Source organism: Micromonospora acroterricola (assembly GCF_003172955.1).
Classification (GTDB): Bacteria; Actinomycetota; Actinomycetes; order Mycobacteriales; family Micromonosporaceae; genus Micromonospora; species Micromonospora acroterricola.
In genome coordinates this window covers 16,493-37,302 of the sequence record NZ_QGKR01000139.1, presented here as the reverse complement: position 1 = coordinate 37,302, position 20,810 = coordinate 16,493, and the positions used below count along the sequence as shown (strand labels likewise).

The 20,810-nt window shown below is 74.0% G+C and carries 17 protein-coding genes and 2 pseudogenes; 9 read left to right on the top strand and 10 right to left on the bottom strand.

Annotated features, from left to right (window positions below; translation table 11 throughout):
• From lnt to DKT68_RS06390, 3 genes and pseudogenes are all read left to right on the top strand, one after another.
• A pseudogene (gene lnt / locus DKT68_RS06400) lies at window positions 1-1,059 on the top strand (apolipoprotein N-acyltransferase); the annotation flags it as partial.
• Entirely contained in the window at window positions 1,056-1,865 is an 810-nt protein-coding gene (locus DKT68_RS06395; protein ID WP_236646738.1) for a polyprenol monophosphomannose synthase, read from the top strand. The pseudogene lnt and the gene DKT68_RS06395, both read left to right, overlap by 4 nt.
• Window positions 1,866-1,931: 66 nt before the next feature.
• Complete coding sequence (locus DKT68_RS06390; protein ID WP_109816489.1) at window positions 1,932-2,456, top strand: FxsA family protein; 525 nt, start codon at window positions 1,932-1,934, stop codon at window positions 2,454-2,456.
• Window positions 2,457-2,522: 66 nt separating this feature from the next.
• Here DKT68_RS06390 and DKT68_RS06385 read toward each other — a convergent pair whose 3' ends face one another.
• Window positions 2,523-2,864: an RNA polymerase-binding protein RbpA gene (locus DKT68_RS06385; protein WP_046564157.1), complete on the bottom strand. Its 342-nt coding sequence runs from the start codon at window positions 2,862-2,864 to the stop codon at window positions 2,523-2,525.
• Window positions 2,865-3,086: 222 nt separating this feature from the next.
• Between DKT68_RS06385 and DKT68_RS06380 the strand changes: the two genes are divergently transcribed.
• A complete protein-coding gene (locus tag DKT68_RS06380; RefSeq protein WP_109816488.1) occupies window positions 3,087-4,568 on the top strand; it encodes a peptide MFS transporter in 1,482 nt (493 codons plus the stop codon).
• Between the two features lie 21 nt (window positions 4,569-4,589).
• On the opposite strand, the gene DKT68_RS32620 is transcribed toward DKT68_RS06380, so the two are convergent.
• The gene (locus tag DKT68_RS32620) at window positions 4,590-4,817 is read right to left on the bottom strand and encodes a hypothetical protein (protein ID WP_109816487.1); all 228 of its coding nucleotides are present in this window, start codon (window positions 4,815-4,817) and stop codon (window positions 4,590-4,592) included.
• Between DKT68_RS32620 and DKT68_RS06370 the strand changes: the two are divergent.
• The 3 genes and pseudogenes from DKT68_RS06370 to DKT68_RS06360 form a co-directional block, all read left to right on the top strand.
• A pseudogene (locus DKT68_RS06370) lies at window positions 4,741-6,543 on the top strand (adenylate/guanylate cyclase domain-containing protein); the annotation flags it as partial. The gene DKT68_RS32620 and the pseudogene DKT68_RS06370 sit on opposite strands and share 77 nt — an antisense overlap.
• 226 nt (window positions 6,544-6,769) lie before the next feature.
• Window positions 6,770-7,306: a hypothetical protein gene (locus tag DKT68_RS06365; protein WP_236646737.1), complete on the top strand. Its 537-nt coding sequence runs from the start codon at window positions 6,770-6,772 to the stop codon at window positions 7,304-7,306.
• Window positions 7,307-7,336: 30 nt separating this feature from the next.
• Entirely contained in the window at window positions 7,337-8,833 is a 1,497-nt protein-coding gene (locus tag DKT68_RS06360; protein WP_109816486.1) for a serine/threonine-protein kinase, read from the top strand.
• Here the strand turns inward: DKT68_RS06360 and DKT68_RS06355 are convergent.
• On the bottom strand, window positions 8,820-9,152 hold the full coding sequence (locus tag DKT68_RS06355) for a hypothetical protein (protein WP_146218298.1): 333 nt from the start codon (window positions 9,150-9,152) through the stop codon (window positions 8,820-8,822). The two genes, DKT68_RS06360 and DKT68_RS06355, sit on opposite strands and share 14 nt — an antisense overlap.
• Window positions 9,153-9,329: 177 nt before the next feature.
• Here DKT68_RS06355 and DKT68_RS06350 point away from each other — a divergent pair, with 177 nt between their 5' ends.
• Together DKT68_RS06350 and DKT68_RS06345 are read left to right on the top strand one after the other, a co-directional pair.
• A complete protein-coding gene (locus DKT68_RS06350) occupies window positions 9,330-10,271 on the top strand; it encodes a transporter substrate-binding domain-containing protein (protein ID WP_109816484.1) in 942 nt (313 codons plus the stop codon).
• A complete protein-coding gene (locus DKT68_RS06345) occupies window positions 10,268-11,449 on the top strand; it encodes a hypothetical protein (RefSeq protein ID WP_109816483.1) in 1,182 nt (393 codons plus the stop codon). Before DKT68_RS06350 ends, DKT68_RS06345 begins: the two co-directional genes overlap by 4 nt.
• A gap of 20 nt (window positions 11,450-11,469) precedes the next feature.
• On the opposite strand, the gene DKT68_RS06340 is transcribed toward DKT68_RS06345, so the two are convergent.
• From DKT68_RS06340 to DKT68_RS06310, 7 genes are all read right to left on the bottom strand, one after another.
• Window positions 11,470-12,660: an acyl-CoA dehydrogenase family protein gene (locus DKT68_RS06340; RefSeq protein ID WP_109816482.1), complete on the bottom strand. Its 1,191-nt coding sequence runs from the start codon at window positions 12,658-12,660 to the stop codon at window positions 11,470-11,472.
• Complete coding sequence (locus DKT68_RS06335) at window positions 12,657-14,696, bottom strand: ATP-binding protein (protein WP_109816481.1); 2,040 nt, start codon at window positions 14,694-14,696, stop codon at window positions 12,657-12,659. The genes DKT68_RS06340 and DKT68_RS06335 overlap by 4 nt, the downstream gene beginning before the upstream one ends.
• Before the next feature lie 69 nt (window positions 14,697-14,765).
• Window positions 14,766-16,367, bottom strand: coding sequence for an acyl-CoA carboxylase subunit beta (locus tag DKT68_RS06330; protein WP_109816480.1), 1,602 nt, complete (start codon window positions 16,365-16,367; stop codon window positions 14,766-14,768).
• A gap of 55 nt (window positions 16,368-16,422) precedes the next feature.
• Window positions 16,423-17,619, bottom strand: a complete 1,197-nt coding sequence (locus DKT68_RS06325; RefSeq protein ID WP_109816479.1) for an acyl-CoA dehydrogenase family protein — start codon at window positions 17,617-17,619, stop codon at window positions 16,423-16,425.
• Entirely contained in the window at window positions 17,616-19,238 is a 1,623-nt protein-coding gene (locus tag DKT68_RS06320; protein ID WP_236646740.1) for an acyclic terpene utilization AtuA family protein, read from the bottom strand. The genes DKT68_RS06325 and DKT68_RS06320 overlap by 4 nt, the downstream gene beginning before the upstream one ends.
• A 56-nt stretch (window positions 19,239-19,294) precedes the next feature.
• Window positions 19,295-20,119: a TIGR03084 family metal-binding protein gene (locus DKT68_RS06315; RefSeq protein WP_109816477.1), complete on the bottom strand. Its 825-nt coding sequence runs from the start codon at window positions 20,117-20,119 to the stop codon at window positions 19,295-19,297.
• Window positions 20,120-20,156: 37 nt separating this feature from the next.
• Complete coding sequence (locus DKT68_RS06310; protein ID WP_109816491.1) at window positions 20,157-20,762, bottom strand: TetR/AcrR family transcriptional regulator; 606 nt, start codon at window positions 20,760-20,762, stop codon at window positions 20,157-20,159.
• Window positions 20,763-20,810 lie beyond the last annotated feature (48 nt).

The following is a 20,810-nucleotide window of genomic DNA, read 5'->3' as shown; positions in this document are numbered from 1 at the left end:
CAGCAAGGCGGCGGGCGAGCCGCCCGTGCGGCGGTGGCTGCCGGTGGCCGTGCCGGCCGCCGTCGCGGTAGCGCTGGGCGCGTCGGGCCTGCTCGTGCCGGTCGCGACCGCCGGGTCGGGCGCCCCGGTGACCGTGGCGATCGTGCAGGGCAACGTGCCGCGCCTGGGGCTGGACTTCAACGCCCAACGGCAGGCGGTGCTCAACAACCACGTCGACGCCACCCTGGAGCTGGCCGCGCGCGTCGCCTCCGGCGCGCAGCGCCAACCCGACCTGGTGGTGTGGCCGGAGAACTCCAGCGACATCGACCCGCTGCGCAACCCCGCCGCCGGGGCGCGCATCGCGCAGGCCGCCGACACGGTCCGCGCGCCGATCCTGGTCGGCGCGGTGCTGCTCGGCCCCGGCCCCGGCGAGGTCCGCAACGCGGGCATCCTGTGGCGGCCCGGCACCGGCGCGGACCTGAGCCAGCTGTACACCAAGCGGCACCCCGTGCCGTTCGCCGAGTACGTGCCGCTGCGCGACGTCGCGCGGATGGTCAGCAAGCAGGTCGACCTGATCCGCAACGACTTCGTTCCCGGGAGCACCCCGGGCGTGGTACGCGCCGGCCCGGCGGTGCTCGGCGACGTGATCTGCTTCGAGGTCGCCTACGACGAGGTGGTCCGCGACACCGTCACCGGCGGCGCGCAGCTGCTGGTGGTGCAGACCAACAACGCCACCTTCGACGTGGCGGAGGCCCGCCAGCAACTGGCCATGGTGCGGCTGCGGGCGGTCGAGCACGGTCGGCCCGCGTTGATGGCCTCCACGGTCGGGGTGTCCGGGTTCGTCGCCCCCGACGGGCGGGTAAGCGACGCCACCGGGTTCAACACCCGGGAGGTCGTGGTGCGACAGATGCGACTCGACGACGGGCGCACCCTCGCCACCCGGCTCGGCTGGTGGCCCGAGCTGGCGCTCGCCGGGCTGGCAGCGGCCGCCCTGGTCGGCGCGGCGGTGCTGCGCTGGCGGCAGCGGGTCGTGCCCGGATAGCAGCAGCCGGTACGCCGGCGGGAGCGGAGGAACCGTGATCCAGGCGACCGATACGATCCGGCGTCCGGACGAGGTGCCCGGCGTGGGCCGGGTGCTGGTGGTGATCCCCACCTACAACGAGGCCGACAACATCGCCGCGATCGTGGACCGGCTGCGCCGGGCCGCCCCGGCGGTGCAGATCCTCATCGCCGACGACAACAGCCCCGACGGCACCGGCGCGATCGCCGACGACCTCGCCGACGGCGACGCGCACGTGCAGGTGCTGCACCGCGAGGGCAAGCAGGGCCTCGGGGCCGCGTACCTGGCGGGGTTCGACTGGGCGCGCGAGCGCGGCTACCACGCCGTGGTGGAGATGGACGCCGACGGCTCACACGCCCCGGAGGACCTGCCGGCGCTGCTGCGGGCCGCCCGCGACGCGGACGTGGTGATCGGGTCGCGGTGGACCAGCGGCGCGCGGGTCGTGAACTGGCCGCTGCGGCGGCTGCTGCTGTCGCGCTGCGGCAACCTGTACGCGCGCCTCGCGCTGGGCATGCCCGTCTCCGACGCCACGGGCGGCTACCGGGTGTACCGGCTCAGCGCGCTGGACGCCATCGACCTGGCGTCGGTGTGCTCACAGGGCTACTCGTTCCAGGTGGAGCTGTCCCGGCTCGCCCACCAGGCCGGCGTACGGATCGTGGAGGTGCCGATCACCTTCGCCGAACGGGAGCGCGGCGACAGCAAGATGAGCCCGCGCATCGTGGCCGAGGCGCTGTGGCGGATCACCACCTGGGCGGTGCAGGACCGCCGGCAGGCCGTACGCCGGGGCCTGCACGGCACCCCCACCGGTCAGGTGCGGTGGCCGTGAGCGCGGCCGTGTCATGCTGGATGGGCGGGACACGCTCCTGTGTCGCGGGAATGGCGATGAGGTGAGATGCGCCGAGGACTGAGGTTCGTACCGCTGGCCCTGTTGCTGGCGGTGGTGCTGGAGCTGGCGGTGTTCGTCCTGGTCGGGCGGGCGCTGGGCTTCGGCGCGGCGGTGCTGCTGGTGTTCGCCGCGTCCCTGCTCGGGCTGGTGCTGCTGCGCCGCGAGGGGATGCGCGCCTGGCGGGGTTTCCGCTCCTCCGCCGCGGCGGGGCAGCCTCCGGGGCGGCAGGTGACCGACGGGCTCGTGGGGTTGGGTGGCGCGCTGCTGCTGGCGGCGCCCGGCCTGGTCAGCGGGCTGGTCGGGTTGCTGCTGCTGGTGCCGCCGGTGCGGCGACTGGCCCGCGCCGGTGTGCAGCGCACCACCGAGCGGCGGGTGTCGTCGATGGTCGCCGGTGACCTGTTCGGGCCCCGTACGGTGCGGGTGCGCCAGGGCGCGCCGCAAGCGACGCCGCGTCCGGAACCGGAGCAGCCGGTGGTGGTCGACGGCGGCCGGGCCATCGAGGGCGAGATCGTCGAGCCTGGCCGCAACTGAGCGCGGACACGACGGCGCCCCCGGGGGAAAACCCCCGGGGGCGCCGTCGTGTCGTGCGGGTGCGGCTCAGGCGCGGCCGCGGCGGGTACGAACCTCCTGGAGCCTTTCGGCGAGGATGTCCTCGAGCTCGGCGATCGAGCGCCGCTCCAGCAGCATGTCCCAGTGGGTACGCGGCGGCTTGGCCTTCTTCTGCTCCGGCTCGCTGCCGTCGACGAGTCGGGCGACGCTGCCGTCGAACTTGCACTCCCAGGTCGTCGGGACCTCGGCGTCGACGGCGAACGGCACCTCGAACTGGTGGCCCTTGGCGCAGAGGTACTCGCGGGTCTGACGCGGCGCGAGCTCCGTGTTGCGGTCGGATTCGTAGCTGACCGCGCCCAGGCGGCTTCCGCGCAGCATACGCTCGCCCATGATCGACTTCCCCTCGTTCGTGGTGCTGGTCTTCTGGGTGTAACCGTGCGTCCCCGTCGAGCCATTCCCGCCCGAGGGCGTGAGGCATCCACGGGTGGGCCGGGACCAAGGGTAGCCGGCCAGGATGACCAACCGGCCAGGTGATCCCCGGCCGGCTCGGAACGGTGGAGTGTTTCGGCTGCCACCGGGGATGTTAACCGCCCGAGCGCACCGGAGGTTGCGATGGCCCATGACGTCCCAATCGAGCGTCCGGCCCCCACCGGGCGGACGTTCTTCGGTCATCCCCGGGCGCTGGCCACGCTCTTCCTCACCGAGATGTGGGAGCGGTTCAGCTTCTACGGCATGCGGGCGATCCTCGTGCTGTACCTCACCGCCGAGGCCGCCGACGACGGGCTGGGCCTGAGCGAGTCCAGCGCGAACGCCGTCTACGGCACGTACAACGCGATGGTGTACCTGATGGCGCTGCCCGGCGGGTGGGTCGCCGACCGGCTGATCGGGGCTCGGCGCAGCGTGCTGTGGGGCGGGGTGGTGATCGCCGCCGGGCACTACGTGATGGCGGTGCCCACCCGGTGGAGCGTCTTCGCCGGGATGACCCTCATCGTCCTCGGCACCGGCCTGCTCAAACCGAACATCTCCACCATGGTGGGCGCCCTGTACGACCGGGACTCCCCCCGCCGCGACGCCGGCTTCACGATCTTCTACATGGGCATCAACCTCGGCGCGTTCATCGCCCCGCTGATCACCGGCTTCCTCGGCGAAAAGATCAACTGGCACCTCGGGTTCGCCGTCGCCGCGGTCGGCATGACCTTCGGCGTGATCCAGTACGTGCTGGGCCGGCGCAATCTGGGCGACGCCGGAGACCGCCCCGCCGATCCTCTGCTCGGCGCCGACCGCCGCCGGGCGCTCACCCGCGCCGGGGTGGTGGTCGCGGTGCTCGTCGTGCTCGTCGGCGCCCTCGCGCTGGTCGGGCTGTTCACCGTCAACACGGTGGTGAACGCGCTCACCGCGGTCACCGTGCTGGTGACCATCGGCTACTTCGCCCGGATCATGACCGACCGGGAACTCAGCGCGACCGAACGCAGCCGGATGAAGGCGTACCTGTGGCTGTTCGTGTTCGCCGCCGCGTTCTGGCTGATCTACGACCAGGCCGGGTCGGTGCTGAACCTCTTCGCCGCCGAGCGCACCGACCGGGACGTGGCCGGCTTCACCTTCCCGGCGTCCTGGCTCCAGTCGGTCAACCCCATCCTGGTCATCATCGGGGCGCCGCTGTTCGCGCTGCTCTGGCTGCGGGTGGGCAACCGGGTGTCCACGCCGGTGAAGTTCGCCGTCGGTCTGGTGCTCAACGGCCTGTCGTTCGTGCTGATGGCCGCTGCCGCGCAGGCCGCCGTCGGCGGTGACCTGGTGTCCCCGTGGTGGCTGGTGGCGGTGTTCGCCATCCAGGTGGCCGGTGAGCTGTCGCTGAGCCCGGTCGGCCTGTCCGCCACCACCAAGCTGGCGCCGGTGAAGTACGCGAGCCAGATGCTGGGGCTGTGGTTCCTCGCCACCGCCGTCGGCGACGCGATCGGCGGGCAGGTGGCGCGGCTCGCCGACACCTGGTCCGAGTCGACCTACTTCCTCACCTTCGGCCTCGCGTCGGTGGCGTTCGGGTTGGGCGCCGTGATGTTCGCCCGGCACATCCGCGCGCTGATGGCCGGCATCCACTGACCGCCCGGCAACCCCGCCGCGTCAGCGGGTGGCGTCGTCCGGCGTGGCGGCGCCCAGCCGGGCCAGCGCCAGCGCCAGGTCGCTGACCTGGTCGCCGAGCTGCGCCACCCGCCGCTGGGCCAGGTCACGGTCGGTCTCGGCGGCCTCCAGCCGTACCGTCAGGGCCGTGAGCCGGCCCTCGGCGGTGGCCGCCGTGGAACTCGACCGGGCCGTCGAGGAGCTGCTGCAACGCCGGATGCTGCACCGCACCCGTACCGGCTACGCGTTCGCCACCCCGCTGATGCGCGAGGCCGCGTACGCCGGGGTGAGCAAGGCGGAGCTGGCTGAGCGGCACGCCGCGCTGGCCCGCTGGGCGGCGCCGGCCGACGAGGCCGCGGTCGGCACGGTCGGCGGGTTCACCGACGAGGCCCGGGACGACTTCGTGGCCACCCACGTCGAGCGGACCGCCGCGCTCGCCGACGCGGTGAAGCTGCGCCCGGACGCGCCGGCCCGGGCGGTGGTCCCGCTCGGGGTCGCCGCGCTCGGCCGGGCCGCCCGCCGGTCGCTGTCGGCCGGCGAGCCGGCGATGGCCGTCGAGTACGCCGAGCGCGCCACCGAACTGGCCCGCGACGGTGTGCCGGCCGCCGACCGGATCGTGCACGCCCGGGCGCTGCTCCAGATCGGCAGGGTCGTCGACGCGCTCGCCTACGCCGAGAAGATCGCCGCGAACGCGGGGGACGAGGCCATCCGGGCCAGCGCCCAGCTGCTCGCCGGGCAGGCCCAGCAGACACTCGGCGACCAGAGCCGGGCCGTGGCCGCCTGGCAGGAGGCGTTGCAGGTGGCCACCGCCGGAGGGCTGCCCACACTGCGCGCCTCGGCGATGCGCCGGCTCGGCATGGCCGACTTCGTGGCCGGGCGGTTGAGCCAGGCGAGCAGCCGGTTGGCCGCCGCGTACCAGGTCAGCCTCGGCGCGCAGGACCGGCGCGGGCAGGCCTGGTCGTTGCAGAACCTGGCCTGGGTGACCACCACCCGGGGCGACTTCGCCGGCACCGACGCGGTGCTCGGTCGGGCGGCCCGGCTCTTCGCCGAGCTGAAGGACCCGTACGGGCGGGCCTGGCTGCGGGGCACGACGGCGTTCGCCCGGCTGCTCGCCGGCCGGCTCCGCGAGGCGTGCCGGATGGCGCAGGTCTTCCTGCCCTTCGGCGAGCGGGTCGGCGAAGCGTGGGCGGTGGGCACACTGCGCGCCGTGGCGGCGTTCGCCACCGCCGAGCTGGGCGAGCTGGCCGAGGCCGACCGGGAGGCGCGGCGGGCGTACCGCGAGTTCGCCGCCGCGTCCGACGACTGGGGGCGCGGGTTCGCGCTGGTGGTCCGGGCCGTGGTGGCGCGGGGGCTGGGCGAGCCGGAGCACGCGGCCGACCTGCTCACCGACGCCCTGGCGTACGCCGAGCAGACCTCGCACCCGCTGCTCACCGGGATGGCCGGCACGCTGCGGGGCTTCGTGGCGCTGGACATGGGCGACTGCGAGACCGCCGAGCGGGTGGCCCGCGCGGTGCTGACCGCCGTCGAGCCGCACAACCCGCAGGCGCCGGCGCAGGTCGCCCCCCGGGTGCTGTTGGCGACCGCCCGACTGGCGGCCGGCGACGCGGCGACCGCGGTCGGGCTGCTCGCCCCGGTGGCCACCGCCGCCGCGAGCGCGCCGTCGCTGCTCTTCTCCCGTCGCCAGACGATGGCCCGGTACGCGTCGGCGCTGCTCGCCCACGGTCAGCGGGAGCAGGCGCTGGACTGGGCCCGGCGGGCGGTCACCGCGCCGGCCGAGGACGTGCGCAGCCAGGTGATCGCGGCGAGTGTGCTCGCCGAGGCGCTCGCCGCCTGTGGTCGCCCCGAGGAGGCCCTGTCCTGCGCGGAGGAGGCGGTTCGCCTGGCGTACGCCACCGAGCAGCGCAGCGAACGCGCGGCGGCGGACGCCCTCCGCGCCCGCCTGGCCACCGCCGACTGACCCCCCTCCTTCCGGGCGCGGGTGGATCTGGGGACGATCGCTGTTGGTGGGATCAACTCGCCGTGTTCGGCCCTGATCGGTGAGTCAGTGGCGGGCGGGGCGCGCGGCCGTAGGGGTGCGATTCTGGCGATTGTGGGGATGTGGATGGTCGGGGGGAGCGGCTAGCGTGTCAACACCGTGTGGCGGTCCACAGTGGTAACCGTCGCCGTGCCTGGGGAGGCGCATCATGAAGCTGCCGCGTTCCGTCGCGGGCTGGACCATCGCGGTCTTCGGCGTGCTGGCGCTGATGATGGGTGCGTTCGGGCTGCTCTGGCCGGAGGCCATGCTGCGCATGCTTGGGCTGGAGGTGCCGGCCACCCGTGCCGTCGGTGACCACACCGGCACCTTCCTGCTGGCCTCCTCGATGGCGTCGTTCAACATGGGGGTCTACTACCTGCTCGCCACGGTCACGGAGTGGCGGGCGTTCTACCGGTTCACGGTGGTCTTCCGGCTGGTCACCTTCACCGTGTTCAGCATCGCCGTGCTGGCCGACATCGCCCCCGACCGGTTCTTCGGCGTGGCCGCCTGGGAGGGCCTGGGCGCGGTGGCCACCGCCGTCGGCCTGCGTCTGGACGCCCGTCGAGGCGCGCCGGCCAGCACCAGCGCGTCGGCTGCCGGCACCGACACGGCACCGGCCACCACCGACGCGGCGCCCGGCGGCAGCGACGCGGCGGGTGACGTCGGGGAGGCACCCGGTGCCGCCTCGGCGGACGCGGTGCGCTGAGCCACCGGCCGGGTTGGGTATTTTCGAGCAGTGACCGACACCCCGACCGGCGGCTTGCCGGTGCCGATCGTGCCCGGTCTGACTGATTTGCGGGTCTTTGCCCGAGGTGGTTACGCCACCGTCTACCAGGCCACCCAGATCTCGGTGGGGCGCGAGGTCGCCGTCAAGGTCGAGAACCGCACGCTGGACAGCGAACGCGACCAGGCCCGCTTCCTGCGCGAGGCGCGGGCGGCCGGGCGGATGTCGTCACACCCGCACGTGGTGGACCTCTTCGACGTCGGGGTCACCGTCGACCAGCACCCCTACCTGATCATGGAGCTGTGCGACGGGTCGTACGCCGAACGGATGCGCACCTCGCCGCTGGGCCCGGTGGAGGCCCGCGACCTCGGCCTGAAGATCGCCGACGCGCTGGCCCACTCGCACGGGGCCGGCGTGCTGCACCGGGACGTGAAGCCGGCGAACATCCTCTACTCGCACTTCAACTCGGCGGTGCTGGCCGACTTCGGGCTGGCCGTGCTGGCCGAGGCCCGGGACGCCTCGGTCACCCTGGAGGTGCTCACCCCGGCGTACGCGCCGCCGGAGATGTTCAACCACAGCCCGCCGTCGCCGGCCGTCGACGTGTACGCGCTCTGCGCCACCCTCTACGCGGTGATGCACGGCCGGCCGCCCCGCTGGCAGTCCGAGCGCAACCCCAGCCTGGTCACCGTGCTGGAGATGTTCAACCAGCCCGTCCCCAGCCTGCCCGGCGTGCCGGACGAGCTGATCGACGTGCTGCGCGCCGGCATGGTCAACGACCCGGCCGAGCGGCCCTCCGCCCTCGAACTGCACGACCTGCTCGCCAGCGTGCCGCTCGGCCGGCCGTCGGCGCCGGTCAGCGGTGCACCGACCGGCGAGGGCCCGATCCACGTCGGCCCGTACGCCGGCGGCCAGCCGGTGCCCCGCCCCGCGGTCGAGGACGTCCACCCGACGGTTCCCGACGGTCGCCGCTGGCGGCGCTGGTTCCTCGGTGGCGCCGGGGTGCTGGCGCTCGCCGCCTCCGGCACCGCCGGCGCCTGGATGGCCGGCAGTGGCCAGCCGCCCGACCCGTCCCCCTCGGTCAGTCGGGTCGCCGCGCCGGCGACCGGGCCGCTGCCGGGCTGCACGACCGGCCCCGGGTCGCCGACCGGCCTACCCGAGGGCGCCCGGTGCCTGCCCGAGCTGGAGTGCTTCGGCCCGGTGCGGATCCGCGGCAACCGCGCCGAGGCCGCCCGCGTCCCCTGCGCGGGGCCGCACACCTGGGAGACGTACGCCGAGGGCATCCTGCCGGTGTCGCTGGTCGGCGCCGACTATGACGACGTGGTCGCCGCCGAGCCGGTGCGGCAGGTGTGCAGCGTGACGACGTTCCGGCTGACCACCGGGATCACCGAGCCGGTCGGCTGGCACCTGGAGGTGCTGCCGCCGGTGGACGGCAGCCTCGACCGGACCTACCGGTGTTTGGCGGGGCGGGGCGTGGACGCGCTCACCGCGCCCACCCTCACCGATCGCTGAACCCGCCGGACCCGCGCCGCCGGTCACGCACCGCACGCAACGCGTCCCGGCTGTCCAGGGCGTCGAGGGTGTCCGCGTCGATCCCGTACGGCATCAACTCCGGCGGCCCGGCGGCGAACGGCCGGTCCGCCGGCTCCGGGTCGACGCCCTGGCGGGCGGCGGACACGGACACCCCGGCGACCATGGTCAGCAGGACGCAGAGCAGCGCGAGGACCACGCCGAGAAAATCCTGGCGGCGCCAGACGACCAGCATGACCAGCAGCGCAAGGGCTCCCAGCGCCGCGACCACCGCCGCCGTCCGCGCATCGGGCCTGGGCAATCGACTCACCCCTCCAGCATGTCGCGACGGGGCCGGCTGTCAACCACAGTGCCCGCCCGACGTGTCGATCGAGCCCACCGGGCGGACAGTCCGACGTGACCGATCGGCGTCCACACGGAGTGGACCGAAGCCGCTACTCTCGGTATCCCGCAGGCTGTTCCGTCAGCGAGGTCGCCCATGAACGTTGTCACTTCCCAGTCCCGGCTCCGCGCGGTCGCGACGACGCTGGCGGTCGCCCTGACCCTCACGCTGGCCGCTGCCGCCGGCTGCGACAGCCGGCGGGAGCCGGACCTGCCGTCGGTGCAGGAGAAGCTGCGCGAGACGCACATCTACGGCCAGTCGAAGCTGCGCATCGGCGTCGCCACCAACGAGCCGCTGATGGGCGAGCTGCGAAACGGCCAGCACGTCGGCTTCGACGTCGAGATCGGCCGGTACGTGGCCGCCTCGCTCGGCTACGAGGGCGATCAGCGGCTGGAGTTCGTCTCCGTGTCCACCGAGGACCGCATCCCCGCCCTTCAGGGCGGCACGGTCGACCTGGTGGTGTCGAGCTTCTCCATGACGGAGGACCGCAAGAAGTTGGTCAGCTTCGCGGGGCCGTACCTCGTCACCACGCAGGAGGTGATGGTGTCGACCCGGCTTAAGGACAAGATCCGCACCATCGAGGATCTGCGCGACCCGGCCTACCGGATCTGCACCAGCGGCGGCTCCACCACCGAGGCCGAGCTGGAGAAGCACCAGGTCAAGACGTTCGTGGTGAAGGACGTCGGCGACTGCGTCGACGGCATCCGGAAGGGCCGGTACGACGCGGTCAGCTCCGACGAGTCGATCCTCGCCGGCTTCCTGGCCAGCTTCCCCAAGGAGTTCGAGATCGTGGACATGCCGTTCGGCACCAGCGAGCTGCTGGGCGTCGGCGTGCCGATCGGCGACCCGGCGCTGCGCGACCTGGTCGCGTTCTTCCTGCAGAAGAGCTACGAGCAGGGGCGGGACGGGCAGGCGAGCCCCTGGCAGACCGCGTACAACCGGACGCTGGGCCCGTGGCTGCGCGCCGAGAAGCGGCAGCCGCAGCCGCTGGAGGTGCCGAAGCTGGTCGACTTCGACGACAAGGCGCCCCGCCGGTGAGCACGGCGCCGACCGCCACCAGCGGCGCCGGTGCCGAAGGCCCGGTCCCGCCGCCCCGGGCGTCCATGCCGACCGGCACGGCCGACGTGCCGGGTGCCGACGTCGGGACGGACTCCGCCGGGTGGCCGGCGGGTGTGCCGGTCGCCGAACCCACCGAACCGGTCGTCGCCGAGGTGGAGCCCGGGCGGGTGCGGTGGGACCCGGCGGAGCGGCGCGCCCGCGCCAGCCAGTCGTTCTGGACCGCTCTGGTGGGCGTACCGGCGATCTTCTCGGTGCTCCGCCTCGGGGTCGAGGCGGGCGGCGAACTCCAGACCACGCTGCTGCTGGTGGCGAACGTCGGGCCGGTCAACCTGCTCGCCGGTTTCGTGACCACCGCGGCCCGGCTGCTCTCGACCGGCATGGTCGCCGTCTTCGCGCTCGGCGCGGTGTTGGCCGTCAGCGCGGACCGGCTTCCGCCGGGCACCCGTCGTCGTCCGCTCTTCGCCCGCTGGGCCGACATCACCCCGGCCTGGGTGGTGCTGGCCAGCTTCCTGCTCGCCCTGATCACCTGGCCGCTGCTCTACCTCCCGCTGCTTCTGCCGGCGTTCGTGGCCGCGTTCCAGCTCCGCCCCGAGCGGTTGCACGAGCGGGCCACGCCACGGGTGCTGCTGATCCTCGCGCTGCTCGCCGGGTACGGCTGGCTGATGCTGCCCACCCTGCGCGACGCGGTGGAGCAGGGAGGCGAACGGCTGGTGCTGGCGCTCATCGTGGTGCCGCCGCTGCTGGCCCTCTTCATCGCCGGCCCGCTGCCCGGGATGGTGATCCGGCCGCTGGCGTCGCTGACCGAGGTGGCGGTGCTGGCCATGCTGGTGTGGGCCGCGCTGCCCGTGATCAGCACGCCGGTGCTCCCGCTCACCGTCACCACGGTCGGCGTGGAGAACGGCCCCACCGAGGACGTCCGGGGGCACGTGGTCACCACCGACGACGTCAACATGGTGATCCTCCAGGAGCGGGGCGGCGTGCGGTACGTCCCCGTCGACCTCGTCCGTGCCCAGGTGCTCTGCCCGAGCGAGGAGGAGCTGCCCCGCCACCGGCTGCGGATCCACGACTTCCACGTCGAGGACTCGCTGCTGGAGGGGATGGGCCGGCGGGTCCGCCCGGTGCACCGGATCGACGCCGCCTGCCGCGCCCCCGGCTGAGCGTCGATCAGAGTGGCCGATCAGTAGGACTTGTCCTGACCCAAGACGTGCTGGGCGACGAAGTTGAGGATCATCTCCCGGCTGACCGGGGCGATCCGGCCGGCCCGCACCGCGCCGAGGAGGGTGGCCACTCCGTACTCGGTGGTCATGCCGGCCCCGCCGAGTGCCTGGACGGCGGTGTCCACGGCGAGCGCGGCGGCCTCCCCGGCGGCGTACTTGGCCATGTTGCCGGCCACCCCGGCCTCCAGGTCGCGGCCGGCGTCGTACAGGGTGGCGGCCTTCTGGATCATGAGCCGGGCCAGCTCCACCTGCACCGCCGCGTGCGCCAACGGGTGCGACACCCCCTGGTGCGAGCCGATGCTGCGGCCACCCCACACCTTGCGGGTGGCGGTGTACCCGCTGGCCCGCTCGATCGCGTACCGGCCGGTGCCGGCGCCCATCGCGGCGACGGTGATCCGCTCCGGGTTGAGACCGGCGAAGAGCGCCGGGAGCCCGGCGTCGAGCGACTCGCCGACGAGCGCGTCGGCGGGCAGCCGCACGTCGTCCAGGTAGAGCAGGAACTGGTTCTCCGGGGACACGATCTCCATGTCCAGCTTGGACCGGGTCAGCCCGGCCGCGTCGGCCGGCACGATGAACAGCGCCGGCTTGAGTTTCTGCCCGGACGCGTCCCCGGAGCCGGCCTGGCCGTCGTCGACCGCGACGCGGGCCACCACGAGCACGTGGTCCGCCTCGTCGACGCCGGAGATGTAGCACTTCCGGCCGGAGAGCAGCCACCCGTCGCCGTCGCGGCGGGCCACCGTGCCGAGCCGGTGGAAGTTGGAGCCGGCCTCCGGCTCGGTGATCGCGAAGACGATCTTCTGGGAGCCGTCGGCGAGACCGGGCAGGTGCCGCTTGCGCTGCTCTTCCGTGCCGTGCCGGTGGATGACGGTGGCCGCGATTGCGGGGGAGACCACGAGCAGCAGCAGTGGGCAGCCGGCCGCCGCCAGCTCCTCGCAGACGATGGCCAGCTCGGTGATGCCGCCGCCCCCGCCGCCGTACCCGGTGGGGATGTTGACCCCCAGGTAGCCGAGCCGGCCGGCCTCGGCCCACAGCTCGGTGGTGTGCTCGCCGGCCTTCGCCTTCTCGACGAAGTAGCCGTGGCCGTACCGGCGGCCCAACGCCCGCACGGCGTCGCGCAACTGGTCCTGCTCGGGGGTGAGGTCGAAGGTCATCGCGGGTCCTCCTCTGAAGTGACCACGGCCAGCACGGCGCCGGTGCGCACCTGACCGCCGGCCGGCACCGGCAGCTCGGCGACGACCCCGTCGGTCGGGGCGAGCACGCGGTGTTCCAGCTTCATCGCTTCCAGCGTGAGCAGCAGGTCGCCGGCCGCGACCCGCTGGCCGACCTCGACGTGCACCCGGGTCACCGCGCCGGGCAGCGGCGCGAGCAGCGAGCCGGCGGCCAGCTCCGCGGTGGGCAGCGGGAAACGCGGCAGCTCGGTCAGGCTCGCCGACGCGTCCGGGCCGTCCACGAAGACGTTCGACCCCACCCGGTGTACGCGGAAAGCGCGCCGTACGCCGTCGACGTCGAGCACGACCCGGTCCGGGGCGGCCTCGACCAGCGCCACGACGGGCGAGCCGGCCGTGCCGGCGGTTCCCGGCCGGTCCCCAGAGCCCTCGGCGGCACCGGAAGCCGCCGGCGTGCTGGACCAGTCGACGAGCCGCCCGGTCCGGTCCAGGCGGTAGCGAACCTCCATCTCGCCGTCGGGGCCGGCGAAGCGGGTGACCTGGGGGACGGCGGGGACGTTGCGCCAGCCGGAGGGGAGCCCGGGAAGCACCGGCGCGCTCGCCCGGCGCTGCGCGGCGCCGGCCAGCGCCGCGGCGAGGGCGGTGACCGGGAGCTGATCGGTGGGGAGCAGTGGGACGAAGACCTCCGGGTGCCGTTCCAGGAACCCGGTGTCGATCTCGCCCGCCGCGAACTCCCGGCTGCGCAGCACCCGCACCAGCAGGTCGCGGTTGGTGGCCACCCCGTGCAGCTCGGCCCGGGCCAGCGCGCCCGCCAACGCCCGGGTCGCCTCCGCCCGGGTCGGCGCCACGGCGATCAGCTTGGCGAGCAGCGAGTCGTAGTGCACGCCCACCACCGAGCCCGCCACCACGCCGGAGTCGAGCCGCAGCCCCGACCGCTGGAGCCAGCCGAACTCGCGGTCCACCCCGGGCACGCTGAACCGGTGCAGGGTGCCCGTGGCGGGCCGCCAGCCCTGCGCCGGCTCCTCGGCGCACAACCGCACCTCGATCGCGTAGCCACGCGCGGCGGGGTAGTGGGCGTGCTCGGGCAGCGGGGCGCCCTCGGCCACCAGCAGTTGCAGCCGGACCAGGTCCAGCCCGACCGGGGTGATCAACTCGGTGACGGGGTGCTCCACCTGGAGGCGGGTGTTCATCTCGAGGAAGAAGAACTCGCCGGTCGGCGCCAGCAGGAACTCGACCGTGCCGGCCCCCACGTAGTCGACCGCCCGCCCGGCGGCCACCGCCGCCTCGTGCAGCCGCTCCCGCAGTTCCGAGGGGATGACCCCGGGCGCCTCCTCGATGATCTTCTGGTGTCGGCGCTGGATCGAGCACTCCCGCACCCCCAGCGCGGCGACCGTGCCGTGGGTGTCGCCGAAGATCTGCACCTCGACGTGCCGGCCGCGCTCGACGTACCGCTCGATGAAGACCGTGCCGTCACCGAACGCCGCCGCCGCCTCGCGGCGCGCCGAGGCGACGGCCTCGGCCAGCCCGGCGCCGTCCCGGACGATCCGCATGCCGCGCCCGCCGCCGCCGGCCGACGCCTTGACCAGTGCGGGGAAGTCGGACACCTCGTCGGGGTCGGTCCAGCTGGGCAGCATCGGCACGCCCGCCTCGGCGAGCAGCGCCTTCGCCGCCAGCTTGTCGCCCATCGAGGCGATCACCTTGGCCGGCGGCCCCACCCAGGTCAGCCCGGCGTCGGTCACCGCCGCCGCGAACTCGGCGTTCTCGGCGAGGAAGCCGTAGCCCGGGTGGACCGCGTCCGCGCCACTGCGGCGGGCCGCGTCCAGGATCAGATCCACCCGCAGGTACGTCTCGGCCGGCGTGTCGCCCGGCAGCCGCACCGCCTGGTCCGCCTCGGCGACGAACGGCGCGGCGGCGTCCGCGTCCGAGTGCACGGCGACCGTCTCCACGCCGAGCGCGCGACAGGTCGCGAAGACCCGACGAGCGATCTCCCCCCGGTTGGCCACCAGAAGTCGATTGATCATGCTCCCCTTAGCCTGCCTTTCGTTCGCGACTGCGGGACTCCGCTGCGCTGCGTTCCTCGCGCTCACCGGCTACATCCGGAAGACGCCGAAGCCGTCGGCGCCCTTCACCGGTCCGTTGTGGATCGCCGAGAGGCAGAGCCCGAGGACGGTCCGGGTGTCCCGGGGGTCGATCACCCCGTCGTCGTAGAGCCGACCGGAGAGGAAGAGCGCCCCGGACTGCGACTCGATCTGCTGCTCGACCATCATTCGCATCGCCGCGTCGGACTCCTCGTCGTAGTCGCGCCCGCGCGCGGCGGCGGCCTGCCGGGCCACGATGGAGAGCACCCCGGCGAGCTGGGCCGGGCCCATCACCGCCGACTTGGCGTTCGGCCAGGTGAACAGGAACCTCGGCTCGTACGCCCGGCCGCACATCCCGTAGTTGCCGGCCCCGTACGAGGCGCCCAGGTTCACCGTCAGGTGCGGCACCGTCGAGTTGGACACCGCGTTGATCATCAACGCGCCGTGCTTGATGATGCCGCGCTGCTCGTACTCGGTGCCGACCATGTAGCCGGTGGTGTTCTGGAGGAAGATCAGCGGGGTGTCCGCGGCGTTGGCGAGCTGGATGAACTGGGCCGCCTTCTGCGCCTCCTCGCTGAACAGCACCCCGCGGGCGTTGGCGAGCACGCCCACCGGATACCCGTGCAGCTCGCCCCAGCCGGTGACCAGCGCGCCCCCGTACGCCGGTTTGAACTCGTCGAACTCGCTGCCGTCCAGGACCCGGGCCAGCACCTCGCGCGGGTCGAACGGCACCTTCAGGTCGGCGCTGGTGATGCCCAGCAGCTCCTCCGGGTCGTACTTCGGCGGTTGCGGAACGGGCGTGCGCGGCGGCGGGCCCTGCTTGCGCCAGTTCAGTCGGCGGACGCACTGCCGGGCCAGTCGAATGCCGTCCCGCTCGTCCTCGGCGAGGTAGTCGGCCAGCCCGGACGTGCCGGCGTGCATCGCCGCGCCGCCCAGCGACTCGTCGTCGGTGACCTCGCCGATGGCCATCTTCACCAGCGGCGGACCGGCCAGGTAGACCTGGGACCGGTCCCGGATCATGATCACGTGGTCGGACATCCCCGGCACGTACGCGCCACCGGCCGTCGCGTTGCCGAAGACCACGCTGACCGTGGGGATGCCCGCCGCCGAGAGCCGGGTCAGGTCGCGGAACACCCGCCCGCCCGGAATGAAGATCTCCGCCTGGGTGGGCAGGTCCGCCCCGGCCGACTCGACCAGGTTGACCATGGGCAGCCGGTTGGCCAGGGCGATCTCGCCGGCCCGCCGGGTCTTCGCGAGGGACCACGGGTTGACGGCGCCGCCGCGTACGGTCGGGTCGTTGGCGACGATCAGGCACTCCACGCCCTCGACCACACCGATGCCGGTGACCACGCTGGCGCCGACCGGGAAGTCCGTGCCGTAGGCGGCGACCGGCGACAGCTCCAGGAACGGGCTGTCGGCGTCCACCAGCAGCTCGATCCGCTCCCGGGGAAGCATCTTGCCGCGGGCGTGGTGCCGGGCCACGTACGTGTCGCCGCCGCCGGCCCGGGCCCGGTCCAGTGCGGCGTCCAACTCGGCCAGCCGGTCCAGCAGGGCCGCCCGGTTCGCCACGTAGCCGGCCGCGGACGGGTCGATCGCGCTGTCCAGGGTGCTCACCGTGCCTCCTTCGCTCGCGACTGCGGGGCTCGCGGGCCCGGCTCACTCCTCGCGCTCACAGGCCCATGCCCTTCGCGATGATCTCGTTCATGATCTCGGTGGTGCCGCCGCCGATGCCGAGGATGCGGGCATCCCGGTAGTGCCGCTCCACCTCGGCGTCACGCAGGTAGCCGAAGCCGCCGTGCAGTTGCAACGCCTGGTCGACGACGTGGTCGCAGGCGGCCACCGCGACGTTCTTGGCCATCGCCACCTCGGTCACCACCGGCTCGCCGGCTGCCACCCGACCGGCCACCTCGTGCACGTACGACCGGGCCGCCTCGGCCCGGGTGTGCATCTCGGCCAGTCGGTGCCGGACCAACTGCCGGCTGGCCAGTGGACGCCCGAAGGTCTCCCGGTCCCGGCACCAGCGCACGGCCAGCTCGACGCAGCGCTGCGCCGTGGCGTACGCCTGGGTGGCCAGCGAGAGCCGCTCCGCGGCGAAGTGCTGCATGATCGCCAGGAAGCCGGTGTTCTCCGCGCCGATCCGGTTGGCCACCGGCACCCGCACGTCGACGAACGAGAGCTCCGCCGTGTCCGAGCAGTGCCAGCCGAGTTTCTCCAACCGGCGGCCGACGGTGAAGCCGGGCGTGCCCTTGTCGATCACCAGCAGGGTGAGTTCGCCGCTACCGGGGAACTCGGTGCAGACCGCCGTGGTCACGAAGTCGGCCCGGTGCCCGCTGGTGATGTACGTCTTCGACCCGTTCACCACGTAGTGGTCGCCGTCCCGGCGGGCGGTGGTGCGGATGCCGGCCACGTCCGAGCCGCCGTCCGGTTCGGTGATCGCCAGCGCGCCGATCGTCGTGCCGGCCAGGGTGGGCCGGACGTACCGGTCGATCAGGTCGTCGTCGCGGGACGCCGCCGCCCCGCCCAACCGGCCGCCCAGCGACCCGCCGGTGCGGGCGCCGGCCGCCGCGACCATGTGCGGCAGCGCGATGCCGTGCGTGAACAGGGCGGCGACGAGACCGGACGAGCCGCCGGAGCGGATCAGCTCCTCGGTCACGATGATCGAGTCGAGCAGGTCGCCGCCGCTGCCGCCCACCGACTCGGGGAAGCCGATGCCGAGCAGGCCGAGCTTCGCGGCGGTCGCGTGCAGTGCCCGGGGCACCTCACCGGCCCGCTCCCACTCGTCCAGGTGCGGCAGGACCTCCCGCGTCACGAACGCCCGGGTCAGCTCGCGCAGTTGCCGGCGCTCCGGACTGTCCACGATGCTCATGCGGGCACCCCCGTCGCCACGTCGGCCGGCAGGTCGACGACCCGCGAGCGCAGCAGCTCGCCGAGCGCCTTGGCCTGCGGATCGAACCGGGTGGACGCGGCCACCCCGGCCCCGAGCAGGCCCTCGATCACGAAGTTGACCGCGCGCAGGTTCGGCAGCTCATGCCGCTGCACCGTCAGCGGTGCGGTCTCCGGCAGCAGCTCGGCCAGCCGTTCGACGGTCAACCACCCGCGCAGCCAGTCGTACCCGGCGTCGGAGCGCGCCCAGACGCCGAGGTTGGCGTCCCCGCCCTTGTCCCCGGAGCGCGCGCCGACGAGCTCCCCGAGCACCCCACGCCGGGTCCGACGCGGGGTGGAAGGGCTCCCTGTCATCGGCTCTTGATGTTCATGGGGGTCCTCCGGACCCGTGGTGGGCGGTGGCGCGATCGGCACCCGCTCGCCGCCGGGCAGCACGGCGACGTGCGCCACGGCGTCCTGCGGCACCGTGTCGGCGGTGAAGACGCCGTACGGGGTGGCGTCGCCCGGCAGGGTGGTCAGGGTGCAGCCCGGGTACGACGCCAGCGCCAGCTCCACCGCGGCGGCCGAGAAGGCCCGCCCGGCCCGCGTCCGGTCGCTGTCGCGAAGGTGGACGTGGAGCAGCGCACTGGCCGCCTCGGTGTCGGTGGCGTCCGGATGGTCGGTGCGGGCCAGCACGAACTCCAGCCCGTCGCTGCCCACCGCCTCCTCGACCTGCCCGCGGACCAGGGCCGCCTTCGCCTCGATGTCCAGCCCGCACAGCACGAACGTCATGGAGTTGCGGAAGCCGCCGAGATTGTTGACGCCCACCTTGAGCGTGGCCGGTGGCGGGGTGCCCCGGACGCCGGAGACCCGGACCCGGTCCGACCCGTCGGAGCCCAGCGTCACGCTGTCCAGGCGGGTCACCACGTCCGGCCCCAGGTACGCCGGACCACCCACCTCGTAGAGCAGCTGGGCGGTGACCGTCTCCACGGTGACCGCGCCGCCGGTGCCGGGATGCTTGGTCACCACCGCGGAGCCGTCCGGGTGCACTTCGGCGATCGGGAAGCCCGGCCGGTGCCCCCCGTCGGGCAGCTCCGTGAAGAAGCTGAAGTTGCCGCCGGTGACCTGCGCGCCGCACTCGAGGAGGTGCCCGGCGACGGTCGCCCCGGCCAGCTCGTCCAGGTCGTCGCGGCCCCACCCGTACCGGGCGATGGCCGGGCCGACCACGAGCGACGCGTCGGTGACCCGTCCGGTGACCACCACGTCCGCCCCGCCGTCGAGGCAGGCGGCGATCCCGAACGCGCCCAGGTACGCGTTCGCCGTCAGCGCGTCGGGTCGCTGGATGGCGTCGCCCTCGACGTACCCCACCCGCACCGCCAGGCCCAGGCGGCCGGCGAGCTGGTCGATGGCGGTGGCGAGGCCGGCCGGGTTCAGCCCGCCGGCGTTGGTCACGATCCGCACCCCCCGGTCGAGGGCGGTGCCGAGGCAGGTCTCCAGCTGGCGCAGGAACGTCTTCGCGTAGCCGAGACCCGGGTCACGCAGCCGGTCCCGGCCGAGGATCAGCATGGTCAGCTCGGCCAGGTAGTCGCCGGTCAGCACGTCCAGCTCGCCACCGTCGAGCATCTCCCGCCAGGCGGTGAACCGGTCGCCGTAGAAGCCGGAGGCGTTGCCGATCCGGATCACGCCGGAACCTCGCCGCCGGTCCGCGCGGCTTCCCGGGCGGTCTCCGCCCCGGGCTCCCGGCCGGAGCCGGGCGGGCCGGCGAAGGCCTGCGCCACGTCGAGCCACTCGTCGGCCACCGGGCCGGTGGCCAGCAGGGCGAGGTCCGCGCGGTGGCGGCGCTGGGTGACCAGCAGGCAGAAGTCCCGGGCCGGGCCGGTCAGCCGGTCGGGGGCGTCGGGCGGGCCCCAGCTCCAGGTGTCGCCGCCGGGCCCGGTCAGCTCGACCCGGACCGGCGCCGTCGGTGCCGGCCGGCCGTGCGCGGCGAACCCGTGCCCGAGGGTACGCACGCCGAGGTGCGCCACGTGCCGGAGCCGGTCGCTGGCGGGGCGGGCGACGCCGAGCGCGTCGGCCACGTCCTCGCCGTGGGCCCAGGTCTCCATGATCCGGGCGGTCGCCATCGAGGTGGCCGACATCCGGGTGCCGTACCAGGGCAGTTTCTCGCCGGCCGGGACGGCGGCGAGCGCGGCGGCCAGCGCCGTCCGGCCGGCGCGCCACCGGACCAGCAGGTCCGCTGGCGGGGCGAGGAACTGCTCGGCGCCGTGGTCGACCATGCGGGCCGGGTCGGGTGCGGCGGTCACCGTCGCGAAGAACGCTGCCGCGTCGGTGGCGGCCAGCAGCGCCACGTGGTCGGTCCAGGCGAGGTGGGCGATCTGGTGCCCGACGCTCCAGCCCGGCGCGGGGGTCGGCCGCGCCCAGTCGGCCGCCGGCAGGGGTGCCACCAGGGCGTCCAACTGAGCGGACTCGTCGGCCAGGTCCGTGAGCAGGTCGGTGAGGTCGACCATGGTGCCTCCGGTCGGTGTGGGCCGCTGCGGCCGGCGGTCAGGGCGTGAGCAGGGCGGAGAGCTGGCGCTTCCAGGTGGTCAACAGGGCGGTACGCCGGGCCGAGTCGTCGCTGAGCAGGTTCGCCACGCCCAGCCCGCGGAGCAGGTCGAGGGTGGCCTGCACCGCCTCCCGGACGCCGGGGCGGCGCTCGTCCACACCGAGGAGGGAGACGGTGAGCCGGTGCATCTCGCGGCCGACGGTCGCTTCGAGGGGGACCAGCGCCTCCCGTAGCTCCCGGTCGGTGCGAGCGGCAACCCAGAGTTCGAGCGCGGCGACGAAGAGCGGCCCGGTGAACGCCACGCCCAGCAGGTCGACCACCCGGTCCAGCCGCTGCGGCCCGGCCGGCAACGCCTCCGCCTCGGTACGCAGCTCGTCGGCCCGGCGCTCGGCCAGGTGGCGGACGGCGGCGGTGACCAGCGCGGCCTTGGTGGGGTAGTGGTGCAGCTGTGCGCCGCGCGAGACGCCGGCCCGGGCCGCGACGACGGTCGTGGTGGTGCCGGACCAGCCGTGCTCGACCAGGCAGTCGACGGTCGCCTCCAGCAGCCGGGCCTGGGTGGCCCGGCTGCGCTCCTGCTGAGGGACGCGCGTCGATGAGGTGGTCACCGGCACAGCCTGCGGCCTACGAAACAAACAGTCAAGACTGACTTTTTC

Excerpts from the sequence above, each read along its gene's own strand:
- DKT68_RS06320 (WP_236646740.1), bottom strand. The coding sequence starts at position 19,238 with ATGCTCGACGGTGGCGAGCTGGACGTGCTGACCGGCGACTACCTGGCC.
- DKT68_RS06365 (WP_236646737.1), top strand. The coding sequence starts at position 6,770 with ATGAAGCTGCCGCGTTCCGTCGCGGGCTGGACCATCGCGGTCTTCGGC.
- DKT68_RS06380 (WP_109816488.1), top strand. The coding sequence starts at position 3,087 with ATGGCCCATGACGTCCCAATCGAGCGTCCGGCCCCCACCGGGCGGACG.
- DKT68_RS06315 (WP_109816477.1), bottom strand. The coding sequence starts at position 20,119 with ATGGTCGACCTCACCGACCTGCTCACGGACCTGGCCGACGAGTCCGCT.
- DKT68_RS06325 (WP_109816479.1), bottom strand. The coding sequence starts at position 17,619 with ATGAGCATCGTGGACAGTCCGGAGCGCCGGCAACTGCGCGAGCTGACC.
- DKT68_RS06350 (WP_109816484.1), top strand. The coding sequence starts at position 9,330 with ATGAACGTTGTCACTTCCCAGTCCCGGCTCCGCGCGGTCGCGACGACG.
- DKT68_RS06385 (WP_046564157.1), bottom strand. The coding sequence starts at position 2,864 with ATGGGCGAGCGTATGCTGCGCGGAAGCCGCCTGGGCGCGGTCAGCTAC.
- DKT68_RS06335 (WP_109816481.1), bottom strand. The coding sequence starts at position 14,696 with ATGATCAATCGACTTCTGGTGGCCAACCGGGGGGAGATCGCTCGTCGG.
- DKT68_RS06390 (WP_109816489.1), top strand. The coding sequence starts at position 1,932 with ATGCGCCGAGGACTGAGGTTCGTACCGCTGGCCCTGTTGCTGGCGGTG.
- DKT68_RS06340 (WP_109816482.1), bottom strand. The coding sequence starts at position 12,660 with ATGACCTTCGACCTCACCCCCGAGCAGGACCAGTTGCGCGACGCCGTG.